Here is a 16,368-nt window from a genome sequence, read left to right as displayed (position 1 = left end):
CATGTTAAGTATGATTGGTCTGGTTGGCGGCCTTGTGTTGCTTATCGTACTCACTTTAAAAGGAGTAAACCTGTTTATCAGTGCCCCTCTGTGCGCTGTTATAGTCGCGTTGTGTAGTGGAGTGCCGCTACTGACCGGCGAGGTCAATTTCGTTAGTGCTTATATGGATGGTTTTGCCAGCTTTGTTGCCGCCTGGTTCTTTATGTTTCTACTCGGTTCTCTATTTGGTAAGTTCATGGAGGATACCGGAGCAGCCGACAGTGTCGCGAGTTGGATCATCAATAAACTCGGTCGCAAGCAGGCAGTTCTGGCGGTGGTACTGGCCTGTGCCATTTTAACCTATGGCGGTGTCAGCGTTTTTGTTGTCGCTTTTTCGGTTTACCCAATGGCGCTCAGTTTATTTAAAGATGCCAACCTGCCTCGACGTTTTATTCCGGCAGCACTGGCTTTTGGCTCCGTCACTTTTACCATGACCTCAGCCGGCTCACCGGAAATCCAGAACTGGATACCCGTAAAATACCTCGGCACTTCGCCTTATGCTGCCTGGGAAGTCAGTTTGGTAGTCGCAGTATTAATGGCAACCTTTGGCTACTGGTGGTTAAGAAAGATTATTAACCGCGCCATAGCTAATGGTGAGAAGTTTGAAGCACGTGAAGGCGACCCGATATTGCTGGAGCGGAAACTGCCCTCACCCATTAGTGGCTTAATTCCACTGTTAGTTGTTCTGGGGCTATCTTTTACCTTTCACGACACCTTGCAGCAAAACGCCCTGATAGTAGCTTTGCTGGGCGGTGTAATTGCTATTGCCGTTATTAACTTTAAGCATTTTCACAAACCCCAGACCGCCATTCATGAAGCTACCACAGGGGCTTTAGTGGCTATTGGTAATACTGCGGCAGTGGTTGGCTTTGGCAGCATCGCCAAAATAACTCCGGCCTTTGATGCCGCCGTTACTGCCATGACTAGCTTGCCAGGCAATGAGTTGGTGGGCGCAGCGGTTGCAGTAAGTGTTATTGCTGGGTTAACCGGTTCAGCATCCGGTGGGCAGGCTATCGCCTTACCTGAAGTAGGCCCGCACTACATGGCGGCGGGGGTTAACCCCGAGCAATTGCACCGTATTGTTTCGATCTCCTCAGGAGCGCTCGACTCGCTGCCCCACAATGGCTACGTAGTTACCACTATTCGCGCTATTTGTAACGAGAAACACAGCGCCGCTTATTGGGCGGTTGCCGCAGTAACTGTTGTGGTGCCATTAATGGGTTTAGCCGTGGCTATTGGATTGTTTATGCTATAAAAATGGAACTCAAGAGCCGCCCAAAAGGCGGCCCTTGAGCTTATCCTTAAGACTGTCTCCAACTTTGGCTTTTAACAGCTCTTCCAGTTGTTTGCTCTGTTCACCAGATTCATTGTCCCATTGAGTCAGATTTTCCAGCAAGCCTTGCTGACCACCTAATTGCTCTGAAACTTTGGCAGTAAGGTCAGCTTTTATTTCGGCCAGTTTTTCGTCGGCCTCGCCCATCGCGGATTGAGCCAACGCATCGCCTAATTGGTCATCTAAATCGGATTCAAAACTCAGCGATGGCCGTTGAATATCACCGCCAATGTTGGTGGTAATATCTAACCGCTGTAGTTGCTTTAAAGCACCTGCAACCGCAGAAGTCAGTTTGCTGCTGCCCTCGGCTTCTAAGTCAAGATTCAGCATGCGTACCATGGCTTTCCCGTCCAGTTTATTCTCACGAACTAGCACGGTTCCATCACTGTCCATCATGGACGATAAAATATTGGCACTGAGTTCGCTGCTATTACTAAGCTTTAGGTTATTCAGTTTTGCGCCTTTTAACTGCCATTGCTGCTTCGCATCAATGCCCAGGTCAGTCAGCGATAATTCGCCATTCAGGTTAAACGCATTCCACAAGTCGCTGTTATCGGCCCGAGCCTGATACGTCGTCGGCTGACCCAGTAAATTATGCTGGTGGGTAATATTTTGCCAGTCGACATCAATAACCGTACCGCCAACCATAAATTCGGTGCGCGCCTTTTTAATTAAAAACTCCGGTGGTGCGTTGTCATCGGCAAAGGAAATTCTCTGCCCCTCGCCGCGCACCGGCTCTACCGTTGCAGAGTTGTCCGAACGCGCCAGCATAGGCCCCAGCTGTTCATAGGCAAGAAGTACGTACTTACTCCACTCCCGCGCTTTTTCGCCTAATAACAAACCAGTCACGTTCTCTAAACCACTTCCGTCCAGACTGAAAAACGACTTAATTCGGTCAATATCGTTACCCGGCGCGTTCTTAAGGTCGGCTATTTGCTGTTGCACCACCTCTTTCGCCTGCTTCACTTCATCACGAAAGTTGCTGACCGCCTCTTTATCTGCCCGAATCGAGTCTTTTAACTCATCTAAAGCCTCTTTTCTCGCCGCAATATCAGCCAGGCCTTCTACTTTGCCTTCGGTAATTTGCTTAATTTTCTCTTCGTATTCTTTTATTTTGTCTTTACTCGGCAAAGCTTCTCTAGCTGCTTTAACCTCTTGTTCTTGCTGCTCGTAGGCAGCTTTGGCTTCATCAATCACCGTTTCTGTACGCAAATCAACCTGGCTGACAATATCGTCCACAGAAGGTAAAGACATGGTCAGTTTATCCCAGGACTGACTGGCCCAATTCTGCACGTCTTCCTGATCCGGCATGACATAAACGTCACCCTCGCTTTCCCGTGGCTGATTAACACGAACGCCGGTCATAGTCAGCTGTTCAATTAAGGTTCGGCCAAGCACAATTTCTGTAGGGCTGATGTCCGCTGAAGCTTCACCAACCTGTACCCGGTTATTTTTCGGTGCATTAGGGTCGGTGACCTGGATACCGGCCAAAGTCAGAGATAAAGGTACCCAGCTATGCTCCACTCGCTCAATATTAACTTCAGCGCCGTTCAGTCTTCCCAGCGTGTGCTCTAATGTAACTTTTATAATAGCGTCCAGAAACAACCAGGAAATAGCGACCAACAACAATACGAACCCGGCGAAAACGGCCAGTCCCGGCCAGCGAATGATACTGCGCTTCATACTCACCCCCTCAAGTCCGTATAGATCTGCCAGAAACGGCTACCGCGAATAACCTGCACCACGCGCATTTTCATTATTTGAGCCTGAATTCTTTTACGGTAATTGGCAATAACCCAGTAACTCAACGCAGCTACAAGCGGCGCGGCAATCAACGCGATAACAAAGCTGCCCATAGTTATGGTGTGATTAAACATAGACAGGCGTCCTAAGGCAGTTGCATACAGTGCTTCATAAATGCCCTGCCAGCCTGACGCTTCTAATAAGCTCAAACCGACACTGTGGAACCAAGGGTCCAGCAGGTAAGCAATACCCGAGAAAATACCAAAAGACACAATGAATAGACTGAGGTTTACGCGGAATATTAATGCCGCCAATAAAATTATTAAGTTATGAATTCGCCATAGCGGGGTTACCCCCATAAACATTCCTAGTACTACAGCTAACGCCAGTGCCCAGGCGCTGGTTTCAGAATTCAAAGCTTTTAACAGCTTTGCCAGAATTGTCAGCATTCACCTGACTCCTTTGAAAAAGATAAAACAGCAAATCTGCTTGTTATCCGTCGTCTTTCTAATATAGTGTGAGTTGCATTTATTACGCAAATAATAAGCAAATAACTTACATTATTTTTAACGACTTCTGAGTACTTTACGACATGCAGCAACACGTTCACCTTATCATAGATAACGCCGCCGACTGGCAGCCTTATTACCCTAGTCAAAGCCTACTCACCGCAAGTGAATACTTACAATCGGCACACTTGCAGAGTCGTTATCATGTTCTAAATTTGTGTAACGACTTATCTTACCTGTCAACCGGCTACTACGTTAGTCTGCTGGCAGAGGCTCGCGGACAAAGAGTTATGCCGTCGGTTGCGACTATTAATGACCTGACCAACTTTTCCCATTATCAGTTACTGATTAATACCGCCGACCGATCACTCACTAAATATTTGCAGAATCGTGACGAAAAGTCGCTGTCGCTACTGATTTGTTTTGGCTTATGCGAACAGCCTGAACTGGCTTCTTTTGCACGCCAAATATTTGAGCGCTACCCATGCCCTATTTTAAAAGTTGAACTGGAATTTAACGGTCGCTGGCATATTAACAAGCTGACATCAGGTGCGTTGAATCAGTTAACTGATGAGCAACAAAGCTTTTTTGGTAACTCACTGGATCATTTCAGTAAACGAGTGTGGCGCAAAGCGCGCACCCGCAAAGAGTACCGTTTTGATTTGGCCATTTTGTATAATCCGGACGAAGCCATTCCGACCAGTGACAAAAAAGCACTGTCATTGTTTATAAAAGCCGCCAAAGAGGCCGATATTGAAGCTGAGCTGATTACCGCAAACGATTTCAATCGTCTGTTGGAGTTCGATGCGCTTTTCATTCGCGAAACCACCCGTATTAATCATTATACCTACCACTTTGCGAAAAAAGCCGAAGCCAACGGTATGGTCGTCATTGACCACCCGGACTCCATTGTTAAATGTGCCAATAAAGTGTTCTTAAAAGAGTTACTGGATAAACATAAGGTAGCGACACCAAAAACAGAACTCTTGTTGAGCCAATCAGATATCGACTACGAAGCAATAGGCGAACGTTTGGGTTACCCGGTTGTGCTGAAAATTCCTGACGGTTCATTTTCTATTGGCGTGGAAAAAGCAGAAGACTTAGCCCAGTTTAAACAAGTGGCAACGGAGCTTTTCGAGCAGTCCACTATACTGCTGGCACAAGAGTATATGAGAACCGACTACGACTGGCGTATTGGTGTACTGAATAACCGACCCATATACGCTTGCCAGTACTTTATGGCGCGTAACCACTGGCAAATTTATAACCACAGCGAGTCGTCCTCACGAGGTAAAAGCGGTTCTTTTGCCACTTTAGGCGTGCATCAGGCTCCTAAAGATGTGGTGCGGCTGGCATTACAGGCAACCCGCTTAATAGGTGACGGCCTGTACGGTGTAGATATTAAACAAACACCGCAAGGCCCTGTTGTTATTGAAATTAATGACAACCCGTCAATTGAATCTGGTGTGGAAGACAAACACTTAGGTTATGAGCTGTACCGGCTGATTATGGCTGATTTTGGACGACGCCTGGATGAATACTGAGTTTCGCATTGAGCGGGCAGACAAGAACGACCTTGAACAATTAGTTTCTTTAGAACGTGCAACTTTTAATTACAGTTGCATTAGTCGTCGCAGTTTTAAACGAGTAATTGAATCCAGCCATAACTATTGCTGGGTAGCACGTTCAGGTAACGATTTAGCCGGGTATGCTATTGCCTTTACCCGGCGTAACAGCAAAGTATGGCGCCTGTACTCAATAGCCGTAGCTCAGAACTTTCGCGGTTTAGGGGTAGGTAATCTGCTTATGAATGAAGTGCTGAATTCGGCGAAAACCGCCGGCGCTAATGCCATGTCGCTGGAAGTGAAAAGCGACAACAAGGCCGCTATTCACTGGTATCAAAGCTGTGGTTTCGAAACCATCGATATTCTGCCGGAATACTACGATGACGGCAGCGACGGTTTCAAAATGCGCTTTACTTTTTGTCCGGAAAGTCAGTAAACACGCCCTCTACGCCAGCTTGTTTTAACCACTGGCGCAATTGCGCATGAGACTCCACGCCTTCGGGTAAGTCATCGGCCCGCAAGGTATAAACATGAACATCCAGACCTTTCTCTTCCGCTGACTTTAAAACACTGTCCCATTCAGGCTCACCGTTTTCATTCACTCCGGTCAATACGTGGTTTACCCACAAGCCGACACCTTCAGCGTAGCTTTTTACTGACTCCAGCCCGGCGCCCGTGCGCATGGCGCTGTAATCAATATCGGTCTCTCCCCACTCATTGTCACCCACCAGCTGAATTAACGGAAAGTCCCAGTTAAATTCACGCTTTAAGCGACGTAACACTTCCGGGTCAAAAGACTGCAGATAAACCGGTGTTGGCCGTTTGTCGTGGTATCCGTTGTGAGCCAGGACAGACATCACTGCCGCCGTCGCGTCGTACCCTTGCTGCTGATACCAGCGCGGAGATTTGATCTCGATATAAATGCCTGTCGACATATCCCGAACGCGATTCAGCTCCTGAATCAGTTTGATTTCCTCATCCAGCGTTTGTATAGGAAAGTGAACATCGGGGTGAGAAAACCGCTTAGGGTAAACCAGCTCATAATCTTTATGCCGGGCGACCATAGTTAACTGTTTAAGCTCTTCCAGCGAAAAATCGACCACATAGTATTTCCCATCGGGTCGGTGCTTTTCCGGGAATACTTCGGAGACATTGGTGACATGGTCCAGAATTTCATCATGCAGAACGACCGGAACGCTGTCACGGCTCAGTTGCACGTCTTGCTCTATGAAGTCCGCTCCCAGCCCATGAGCCATAACGGTGCTGGCCTGAGTGTGCTCGGGTAAATAACCGGAAGCACCGCGGTGCGCAATGTCCAGAAACTGCGGAACTTGAAGGTCATGGAACGGCGCATCCGGCGTCTCGTCCTGCGCCTGAACTGCGGTTGCTGATACCAATAAAAACAAACACCCAAAAATACGTTTAGTCATTGTTCCAGTTAACCTCTAGTACCTTATCGCCAAGCTCGCGATAACGCGTCATTAATACGTCAATGGGTTCCGGGTCAGGGTTTAACCCGCGTCCGCGCAAATATTCCGGGTTGTACAGCTTACTCACCGAACGTTCACCCAAGTCACAGGAAAAGGTCACAATGCGGTGTCCCGGACCTTTTCGTAAAGCTGCGGCCAACGCACCAGCCACGTTTAGCGCCGAGCTACTCCCCAGAACAATACCATCTTCGTCTCGGATATAACGTGACAAAGTCACTAAATCTTGATCGGGCAAATTAACCGCGTGATCAATACGTGCCTGGCGGAAATTATCCACTAGCCGCATAATACCAATGCCCTCCGTCATAGAGCCGCCATTCGACACATATTCGCCGCTGCGTAAAAACTCATAGATACCGGAACCATCCGGGTCAACCACCCAAACATCCAGTTCCGGGTTCTGCTCTTTTAAGAAGCGAGAGTTACCACCAATGGTGCCACCGGTTCCAGCCACAGACACCAGAGCGTCAATTCTCCCTTCGGTTTGTTCCCATATTTCCGGGCCAGTATGAAGGTAATGCGCACGAGCATTACTGGTGTTTTCAAATTGGTTAGCCCACCAGCAATCATCGCGTTCTTCCGCTAAACGGCGCGCCGTATGGTAGAAGTGGTTTTCGTTCTTAAAAGGAACCGGATCAACCGCCATCAGTTCACCGCCATGCAAGCGGATCATGCGCTCTTTCTCCGGTGTCTGGTCATTGGGCATGACCGCTAACATACGCAAGCCGTAAGACTTTGCCACAACAGCCAGGCCAATACCGGTATTACCGGCGGTACCTTCAACCACCGTCATACCCGGCTTTAACTCGCCGCGTTCCATAGCGTCATCAATCAGTTGCTTAGCCGCGCGATCCTTAATGGAGCCGCCCGGATTCTGGAACTCGCATTTAATAAAGATATCGCATCCGGTTAAATCAGACAGCGACGGTATACGAAGTAAATCCGTCTGCCCGATAAGATCGCTCTGCCGCGCGCCAACTCTCATGCCACTGCACCCTTAATCATTCGCTACTGTAGGTAAATAGTATCTCCCCTGTACCCTTTTGGTTCAATAGCACTTTTGGTGCAATGCACAGAAGGGGCGCACGTTTTTTGTGCAGAAAAATTACGTAAATATTATTTATTCATAAATATCAGCTAGTTAAATTCTGGCACGCTTCGTGAAGTTAAAGGGTTGCTTAACAATATTTTAATAAGGAAAGCACCATGAAAATGCTCGTTGCGTTAATCAAACCCTTCAAGCTGGAGGATGTGAAGCAAGCGCTGTTTGAAATTGGCTGTAAAGGCCTGACAGTAACCGAAGTCCGGGGAGTAGGACGTCAAAAGGGGCATACCGAACTGTACCGGGGCGCCGAATATCAAGTCGACTTCCTGCCCAAAATGAAAATTGAACTGGCGGTTCCCGACGAAACCGTCGAACGAGCTCTGGAAGTAGTCATTGCCGCGGCTCATACCGGCAATATCGGCGACGGAAAAATATTCGTTATGCCGCTGGAGCAATGCGTTCGCATACGCACTGGCGAAACCGACCAAGACGCCCTTTAAGGAGCCCATCATGGAAGCACAAAACTTACAACAACTCACTTTCGCGGTAGACACCTTTTACTTACTCATATCCGGGGCGCTGGTTATGTGGATGGCGGCTGGTTTTTCCATGCTGGAGGCGGGTCTGGTCAGAAGCAAAAACACCACCGAAATTCTGACCAAAAACATCGTGCTCTACGCCATCGCCTGTATTGTTTACCTGGTTATCGGCTACAAAGTCATGTACCCCGATCCTTCAACCTCAGCTTACGCGGCTGACGCTAATTTCTTTTTTCAGATGGTGTTCGTTGCTACTGCTATGTCGATAGTCTCAGGTGCCGTTGCCGAGCGTATGAAGCTAATGAGCTTTCTGCTGTTCTGTGTCGTGCTTAGTGCGGTCATTTATCCGGTACAGGGCTTATGGACCTGGGGCGGTGGAATGCTGACAGAATGGGGCTTTGTCGATTTTGCCGGCTCCAGCATTGTGCATTTAACCGGTGCATCAGCGGCACTTGCTGCGGTTCTTTTACTTGGCCCGCGCTCCGGTAAATACCTGAGTGATGGCAGTATCAACGCTTTACCCGGCTCTAATATGCCACTGGCCGCGCTGGGTACCTTCATTCTCTGGTTTGGCTGGTTTGGTTTTAACGGCGGTTCACAGTTAGCGCTAAGCACCGTTGACGATGCCAATGCCATAGCCCGCGCCATGGTAAACACTAATACCTCGGCCGCAGCTGGCACTATCGCCACGCTGCTATTTACTAAGCTGTTGTGGAAAAAAGCCGATTTAACCATGATTTTAAACGGTGCCTTAGCCGGTCTGGTTGCCATTACCGCACAACCTGTTACCCCAGAACCCTGGCTTGCCGGCGTTATCGGCTTTATTGCGGGGCTTATTGTCGTGCTCTCCATTATTGGGCTGGATAAGCTCCACATTGACGATCCGGTCGGTGCTATTTCGGTACACGGTGTGGTCGGTATTTTCGGTACCCTTGTGGTGCCGCTCAGCGATGACGGTGCCAGCTTTGTTATTCAGTTAGCCGGTGTCGGTACCATTTTCTGCTGGGTGTTTTTCAGTAGTCTTATTGTCTGGGCTATACTGAAGCTAATATTGGGCATTCGTGTAACTAAAGAGCAGGAATATATCGGCTTAGATCAAGTCGATTGCGGCGTTGAAGCTTACCCTGAGTTTACGTCGAAAAAAGACGGGTAAAAGGCTTTTTATTGCCAGTTTCGCCCATTCTTGATAACGTTTTTAACCATCATTTTCCGGAATGGGCGAACAAATATGTCGACATCACGAGAGTATGTTGAAGAGCTTTTAGCAAAAGCAGATATCCGCATTAACGGTGACAGAGCCTGGGATATGCAGGTTCACGATGAAACCGTATTTGATCAGGCACTGTCGCGCGGTAATCTTGGCTTGGGTGAATCCTATATGGCTCGTTTGTGGGACGCCGAATCGCTTGACCAGTTTTTCTTCCAGCTACTGCGCTCTGGCATTCAGGATGAAGTTAACCCCGCCCGCCTTATTTTTCATTCCTTAAAAAGCCGAGTATTCAACTTACAAAGTAAATCCAAAGCCTGGGAGGTTGGTCAGCATCATTACGACATGGGCAATGACCTTTATCAGTCCATGCTTGATGAGCGTATGGTTTACACCTGTGGTTACTGGGAAAAAGCCAAAAACGTTGATGAAGCACAACGACATAAACTTGAACTGTGCTGTAAAAAACTGGGACTGAAGCCTGGCATGCGCGTTCTTGATATTGGTTGTGGCTGGGGCAGCTTCATGCAGTATGCCGCTGAAAACTACGGTGTCGAATGTGTTGGAGTCACTATCTCTAAAGAGCAGGTAGCCCTTGGCAAGGAGCGCTGCGAAGGGCTTCCGGTAGAGTTCCGGCTACAGGACTATCGCGAGCTGGACGAACAGTTTGACCGCGTTATCAGCTTAGGCATGTTTGAGCATGTCGGTCAGAAAAACTACGACGACTATATGGATGTCGCTCTGCGCTGCACCAAAGAAGACGGCCTGTTCCTGCTGCACACTATTGGTAAAAATGTCAGTGACACCGCAGCCGACCCATGGATCAGCAAGTACATTTTCCCGAATGGCGAAATTCCGTCTATTTCACAAATAGGAACGGCACTGGAAGAAAAATTTGTCTGCGAAGACCTGCACAACTTTGGTGCCGATTACGATAAAACCTTAATGGCCTGGTTTGAAAACTTCGATAAAGCCTGGCCGTCTATTAAGTCACAGTTTGATGACGAATTTTACCGTATGTGGAAATACTATTTACTGTCCTGCGCAGGTGCGTTCCGTGCCCGCGACATTCAATTGTGGCAATGGGTGTTATCTCCTAAGGGCAGGGTTGGAGGATATTTACGGCCTCAACTTTAAGAGGCCGTATTAACCCGGCTGCTAAAATTCTGTCATAAAGATATTCCAGAAGACCAAAAACAGGGCTGCAATCAGCGGCCCTAAAACAAAGCCGGTAATACCAAACAACGACATACCACCTAAAGTAGAAAACAGCACCAGATAATCCGGTAACTTAGTATCACGCCCGACCAGAATTGGGCGCAGTACGTTGTCGGCCAGGCCAATCACTATTGCGCCGTAGGCAACGAGTATGGTGGCGGCTATCCAGCTGCCTGTCGCGTACAAATAAATAGATACCGGTAACCATACCAAACTGGCACCAACCGCCGGAATTAACGACAAGAAGGCCATAACCACACCCCATAGCAGGGCACCCGGAATACCCAGCAAGGCGAAAATTATGCCCCCCAGTGCCCCCTGAACTATAGCAACAACAATGTTTCCTTTCACTGTCGCCCGGGTCACACCGGCAAACTTACTAAAAAGCAGGCGCTCGCGCTCATCGCCCAGAGGCAAGGCTTTTACCATCAGGTTAATTAAAGACTGCCCGTCTCTTAGCAGAAAAAAGGTTAGATAAATCATCAACCCCAGACTGATAAGAAAAGAAAAAGTATTCTGACCAAAGGCTAAAGCCTCTTCAGCTAAGAATTTACTGCCGCTGGCTGCGCCCGAAGATATTTTTTCCCGCACGTCGCTGGCTTTAATATCAAACTGAGAAAGCAAGTCACTAATAATCGGAAAGGCTTTTTGAACATCATCAAAGAGCTTACCTGGGTTAATTTTGCCTTCGTCCAGACGCTGATAAAAGCTGACACCTTCCTGCACGAAAGAGTATGAAATACCCAGCCCAGGGATCACCACGATAACCAAGGCAATTAGCAAAGTTACAAGAGCTGCCCGGTTGGGTTTGTCTCCAAATTTCTTTTTCAGTTTTTGTTGCAGCGGGTAAAAAATTACAGCCACCACACAAGCCCAAAAAATGGCGCCCCAAAACGGTATAAGTACCCAGGCAAAGGCGATACTGACTAACACCATTGTCAGTAAAAATGCCCGCCTTTCTAAAGATTCCCGCATAGCTCATTCCTTGATGTTAATGATTCTCGGCTTAAATACTTGACAGAAGTTAAGATTGATAACAACCTCAAGGTAGCTAACTACCTAATTTATCACAACTGATAAGAATAAATGCCTAAACTTGAAGACCCAAACAGCTTTACCAGCTGGCTCAAAGAAAGTGTCGTCAACTTCACCGAGATGAACGCCGAAAAGCAGGTGTTCATGGGCTTCGTGTTGGCCGTACTTATTGCCGTGATTATCAGAGTTATTGAGATAACAGGCGGGCTTCCGAGTCTTTACGAGCACCTGCTTTACTTTCCCTTGATTTTTGCCGGTTTACTGCTGGGTTCACGCATTGGTGCCCTGGCTGGTTTCATGTGTGGTTTATTACTCAGCCCCTTTTCTTTTTCCGAGTCGCTGATAAACGGTAATGAAATTGTCGGCGGCTGGGTGCTTCGCATGGTCGCTTATACTCTTGTGGCCACTATGGCGGGGATGATTGCCAAAGTCATAAAAGAGTTAAGCGGTGCCGAACAAACGGCTAAATTCAAATATCAGGGAACGGATCTTCCCAATATAAACGCCCTGCTAAAGCAGCTAGAAGCCATTGGTCATAGAAAAGGTAGCTCACCCGATGACCTGGTCGATATTTTCAACTTCCGCTTACAGAATATGGATAAAATTCAACAGCAAGTCGGGACTGAAAAAGCCAACGAGCTGGTTAAGCAAATGGCAATACAACTGAAAAAGCTCCTTGGAGACCAGGTTCACGTCGGTCAAACATCAAGAAATGAGCTGGTCGGAGTTCGCTCTGAGGCTGAAGAAGATTCAAAAGAGCTAAAACAAAAAATAGAGAGTTTTCTGGAGCAACCCATAGTAGTTGACGGTGTTTCTTATCAAATGGACAGCACCGCTGGGGTTCTTCGAGTAAAACAACAACAACTTAAAGAAAACCACCAGAAAGTTTTCGACGAAGCTCAGTCTCATGCTTTCAATGCCTTTCAAAAGAAACAGCAGTTTTCCTTTCTGGATCAAAATGGGGCTATTGACCAAATTGAAGAGGTCACTTTCTCGCGTCAATTTAGCGAGGCCATGAAAAATAACGATATTCAACTTTACTACCAGCCACGTCTCAATACTAATTCAGGCTACTTTTCCGTGCTGGAAGTTTCGGCTAAGTGGGTTCACCCCAAGCGCGGCAGCATGAGTTTAGAAGAGTTTAAGCCAATGATAGAGGAGGTTTCTTTAACTCAGCAGTTTACGTCATGGATTATTCAACGAACTTTTAAAGACCTGCGGGTATGGCAAAAACAAAAAGTCACTGTACGGGTCTCTATAAACGTTAGCATTAATGACATTGTTGACCCGCTTGTACTCAATGTTTTAGCGCACGAGCTACAGGACACTAAGTTTCCGGCACAAAATGTTAATATAGAAGTAAGTGAGCGAGCCTTAATGTCACTTTCCGACAAGTCGAAACGCTACCTGGAACGTTTGCGCAGCATTGGTTGTAATGTTATCGCTTCGCACTTTGGAGAAGGCCGCTCCACTATACAGTCACTTTTTGTGCTGCCTGTAGATGCGGTAAAACTGTCTGAGGAATTAGTGCAAAAAGCCACGTCTCACAGCGATCAAAAAAGAGAGTTAGCCTCTATGGTCAAAATGGCCAGAGCGCGAGGTTTAACAACCATAGCTACGGGCATCAATGATCGCGCTAAGCTACTACTGTTAAAGCAAATAGGGTGTGAAGAATTACAAGGCTCTATTCTCAGTAAGTCATTGAAGAAATCAGAAATACCCTGGGCACGGATACGATAATGAGAAATGAAAGAGAGTTAACACTGCATAGAGCATCGCGTAAACGATTTTTCAAACGACCGGAAGTTATTCTGGCGCTCAGCTATATAATAGCCGCTATCATCTGGGAAATAGGCGCTAACGCCTTAATTCCTAAGTTACCGGTGGAAGCCGACACGAAAAGCACCTTAATTCAATGGGAGCCCTGGGCGTTTGTCGCACTATCCATCATTTTTCTGTTTTTCTTTATTCGCCGCATTTGGTTTTTACGGTTTAAAAAGTCTCGTGAGTTACTGCATAGCTATCTCGGTAACAGCCCAACCGTACACTACGAGCTTAGGGCTCTCGATTCCGGCTTCTGCGTCGACTGGGTAAGCACAAACTGCGAACGCATTCTGGGATACTCAACAGAAGAGGTAATGGCACCGGGCTGGTGGCTGAACAACATTCATCCTAACGACGTAAAAACAGTAAAGAAAACAGCTCTACGCGGCTTTGAAGAAGAACAATTTGTTTGTGAATATCGCTTTCGTCACCAACAGGGGCATTACGTTTGGGTTAGAGACGAGGTTCGCCGTAGCAGTCAGAAACCGCTGCGCTTTCAGGGATCCTGGACGAATATTTCTGCCGACTACTATGATACCACCAGCATTAATTCCGGGAAGAACTCAGAGCATGACGTGTTGTCAGGCATTGCGCTTTTGGACGGGCGCCGTCGGGTAATAGCGATTGATACACCATTTACCGACATTTCCGGCTTGAACGAATCAGCCTGTCTGAATTCAAGACTCGAGGAACTCCTATCAGCAACGGAAATTGATGATATTGACGGAGGCTTCCCCTGTAACCAGAGTATTTTGATAGTGGGTCGCGATATAGATAATCAGCGTTACTCTGCCATTTTAACCGTTCGTGAAGCCCCGGCTAGTTTCCCCGGGGAAGCGGCCTACATTGCGACCTTAAGCGATGTCACCCGAATGAAATTGCAGCAGCGGCAATTGCAGAAGCTGGCCTTTTTTAACGACTTAACTGGCTTACCTAACAGCAACTCGCTGGCACTGGATTTAACCCGGTTATTAGATGAATTGCCCAGCGACAGATTGGCTGCCGTCATTGTAATGAACGTTAATCATTTCCATCAGGTGAATGACCAGTATGGCCATCATATTGGCGATAAAATTTTACAGCGCCTGGCGCTTAGACTGAAAAAAGCCGTTCCCTTCGGTACCAAACTTTATAACCTCGGTGGTGATGAATTTGCCGTCGTTTTGAATCATATTGTTGAATACATCGATATTCAGAACATTATTCTGGAAATTCAGGCCGCGTACGAACCGCCATTCATATTGTCGGACAGCCAGCGGCAGGTGCAACTGGCAGCCAGCATTGGCGCCAGCGTTTACCCACTCGACGGCTACGATGCCGAAAAGCTTCTGGCTCAGGCCAATTTGGCAATGAACTCTGCTAAAGACGAGCACAATGAGAGCAGCACTTACTTTAAACAAGAGCTGGAAACCCGCTCTTACGATGAAATTCAATTAGAAGAAGACGTCCGCAGTGTGTTGCAAACCGGGCAAATGCAGTTGGTGTATCAACCCGTTCTTAATATGCAGCATCAGGTGGTCGGCGTTGAGGCTCTGCTGCGCTGGGAGCACCCCGACCTTGGCTCATTAAAACCCGACCAGTTCCTGCCACAATTTGATGCCAATGGCATGCTGGACACCCTGGGAGTATGGGTGGTTGAACAGGTTATCGAGCAAATTGATCTCTGGCAGGAGCAAAACACCGTTCCGGGAAAAATCGGTATTAATTTGGCAACCGAGCAAATTTCACAGAAGCTTTATCAGACAGTCAGCCAGTTTGTTAAAAAGACCCCAAAGCTAGCGGCAAAACTGGAATTTGATTTAAGTGAAAGCAGCTTACAAGAACCCCTGCCGCACACTCTGGAAATTATTGAGAAGTTACATCAGCTTGGTATAACTCTGGTTATTGACCGGTTCGGTAAAGGCGTTGCCAGCATGCTGCATTTGAAAACCATGCCGGTGAGCAAAATTAAAATAGAAAGAGAGTTTATTCGCGATCTTGATACTAACGAACGCTCGCGCAATTTGGTGCGTGCGGTTATTCGCATGACCTCAGAGCTGGGGTTGGAAGTACAAGCGGTAGGCGTAGAAAACCAAGCACAGTTAGATACACTCGCCGAATTTGGTTGCCACTACTGGCAGGGTAAGCTTTACATGTTACCGCAAACCGCCGACACCGTATTTACTCAGGACACTAACTAGCCCGGTCTGCCATTAAGGCCTCATAAACCTCAGTAATATGAGGGTCGTTGACGCCCAGTTGCTGTAGCGCCAACTGCAACTTGACCAGGTATTCGGCATTGGGCCCGCTGGGGCCGGACGAACGAGCGATATGGCTGGCAATTTCCGACGCCGTAGCCTCGCCAAGAAACGCTTCATTGTCTTCTGTCGCAATATAAACAAGGCCTTCTTGTTGGCTGCCGTCACGAAAACTCATCGGCGTAGTAAATCTTAAATAACCGTTTTTTTCACGATGATCTAAATGCTCGAACACATCGGGTGAGACTTTGTAGGCCATTCCCGTGCATTCTTCACCCGGAGTTTCTGTTAAAGTCAGTACCCTGCCCGGAGCTTCTGGTGTGCCTCTATGGTCGTGCGACCCTTGCCAGAAACGTCGTGACCAACCTTGTATTGAGGCAGCCGCCCGTTCCAGATACGGAAAGTCGACTTTATAAATCAGTGAGCCATAACCAAATAACCAGACAGCCTCCAGGCCACTTAAGTCCTGCCGCTCTTTATTCATTGCAATGGTATCGTGTGACATACTGCTCAGTTGCCTATTCTCGCTTGGTGCTTTGTAGCCTGACGTTTACGTCAGGAACTATATCTCACCTGACATGAAT

At 47.6% G+C, this 16,368-nt stretch carries 14 protein-coding genes; 8 read left to right on the top strand and 6 right to left on the bottom strand.

The window, feature by feature from the left end:
* Position 1: 1 nt before the first annotated feature.
* Positions 2-1,294, top strand: a complete 1,293-nt coding sequence (locus RJ32_RS10800; protein WP_034822225.1) for a GntP family permease — start codon at positions 2-4, stop codon at positions 1,292-1,294.
* Positions 1,295-1,303: 9 nt separating this feature from the next.
* On the opposite strand, the gene RJ32_RS10795 is transcribed toward RJ32_RS10800, so the two are convergent.
* Together RJ32_RS10795 and RJ32_RS10790 are read right to left on the bottom strand one after the other, a co-directional pair.
* Positions 1,304-3,055 (bottom strand): TIGR03545 family protein, encoded by a 1,752-nt coding sequence (locus RJ32_RS10795; protein WP_034822224.1) that lies wholly within the window; start codon positions 3,053-3,055, stop codon positions 1,304-1,306.
* Between the two features lie 2 nt (positions 3,056-3,057).
* Entirely contained in the window at positions 3,058-3,564 is a 507-nt protein-coding gene (locus tag RJ32_RS10790) for a DUF2062 domain-containing protein (protein WP_034822222.1), read from the bottom strand.
* A gap of 143 nt (positions 3,565-3,707) precedes the next feature.
* Here RJ32_RS10790 and RJ32_RS10785 point away from each other — a divergent pair, with 143 nt between their 5' ends.
* Positions 3,708-5,168, top strand: a complete 1,461-nt coding sequence (locus RJ32_RS10785) for a RimK family protein (RefSeq protein WP_034822220.1) — start codon at positions 3,708-3,710, stop codon at positions 5,166-5,168.
* Positions 5,158-5,625, top strand: a complete 468-nt coding sequence (locus tag RJ32_RS10780) for an N-acetyltransferase (protein WP_034822218.1) — start codon at positions 5,158-5,160, stop codon at positions 5,623-5,625. The genes RJ32_RS10785 and RJ32_RS10780 overlap by 11 nt, the downstream gene beginning before the upstream one ends.
* On the opposite strand, the gene glpQ is transcribed toward RJ32_RS10780, so the two are convergent.
* Both glpQ and RJ32_RS10770 read right to left on the bottom strand, forming a co-directional pair.
* Positions 5,600-6,619 (bottom strand): glycerophosphodiester phosphodiesterase, encoded by a 1,020-nt coding sequence (gene glpQ, locus RJ32_RS10775; protein WP_011235390.1) that lies wholly within the window; start codon positions 6,617-6,619, stop codon positions 5,600-5,602. The genes RJ32_RS10780 and glpQ overlap by 26 nt on opposite strands.
* Positions 6,612-7,664, bottom strand: coding sequence for a cysteine synthase A (locus tag RJ32_RS10770; protein ID WP_011235391.1), 1,053 nt, complete (start codon positions 7,662-7,664; stop codon positions 6,612-6,614). The genes glpQ and RJ32_RS10770 overlap by 8 nt, the downstream gene beginning before the upstream one ends.
* Positions 7,665-7,885: 221 nt before the next feature.
* Here RJ32_RS10770 and RJ32_RS10765 point away from each other — a divergent pair, with 221 nt between their 5' ends.
* The 3 genes from RJ32_RS10765 (at position 7,886) to cfa (ending at position 10,607) form a co-directional block, all read left to right on the top strand.
* Positions 7,886-8,224, top strand: a complete 339-nt coding sequence (locus tag RJ32_RS10765) for a P-II family nitrogen regulator (RefSeq protein WP_011235392.1) — start codon at positions 7,886-7,888, stop codon at positions 8,222-8,224.
* Between the two features lie 10 nt (positions 8,225-8,234).
* Entirely contained in the window at positions 8,235-9,416 is a 1,182-nt protein-coding gene (locus tag RJ32_RS10760) for an ammonium transporter (protein WP_034822216.1), read from the top strand.
* A gap of 75 nt (positions 9,417-9,491) precedes the next feature.
* A complete protein-coding gene (gene cfa / locus RJ32_RS10755; protein ID WP_034822214.1) occupies positions 9,492-10,607 on the top strand; it encodes a cyclopropane fatty acyl phospholipid synthase in 1,116 nt (371 codons plus the stop codon).
* Between the two features lie 21 nt (positions 10,608-10,628).
* Here the strand turns inward: cfa and RJ32_RS10750 are convergent, their stop codons facing one another.
* Positions 10,629-11,663: an AI-2E family transporter gene (locus RJ32_RS10750; RefSeq protein ID WP_034822212.1), complete on the bottom strand. Its 1,035-nt coding sequence runs from the start codon at positions 11,661-11,663 to the stop codon at positions 10,629-10,631.
* Between the two features lie 111 nt (positions 11,664-11,774).
* Here RJ32_RS10750 and RJ32_RS10745 point away from each other — a divergent pair, with 111 nt between their 5' ends.
* Together RJ32_RS10745 and RJ32_RS10740 are read left to right on the top strand one after the other, a co-directional pair.
* A complete protein-coding gene (locus RJ32_RS10745; protein WP_034822210.1) occupies positions 11,775-13,463 on the top strand; it encodes an EAL domain-containing protein in 1,689 nt (562 codons plus the stop codon).
* Positions 13,463-15,727: an EAL domain-containing protein gene (locus RJ32_RS10740; RefSeq protein WP_034822209.1), complete on the top strand. Its 2,265-nt coding sequence runs from the start codon at positions 13,463-13,465 to the stop codon at positions 15,725-15,727. Before RJ32_RS10745 ends, RJ32_RS10740 begins: the two co-directional genes overlap by 1 nt.
* On the opposite strand, the gene RJ32_RS10735 is transcribed toward RJ32_RS10740, so the two are convergent.
* Positions 15,720-16,289, bottom strand: coding sequence for a gamma-glutamylcyclotransferase (locus RJ32_RS10735; RefSeq protein ID WP_034822207.1), 570 nt, complete (start codon positions 16,287-16,289; stop codon positions 15,720-15,722). The genes RJ32_RS10740 and RJ32_RS10735 overlap by 8 nt on opposite strands.
* Positions 16,290-16,368: the final 79 nt, after the last annotated feature.

Origin of the sequence: Idiomarina sp. 28-8, from assembly GCF_000320945.2 — a bacterium.
Taxonomy (GTDB): Bacteria; Pseudomonadota; Gammaproteobacteria; order Enterobacterales; family Alteromonadaceae; genus Idiomarina; species Idiomarina loihiensis.
This window is presented reverse-complemented; position numbering and strand designations above follow the sequence as displayed.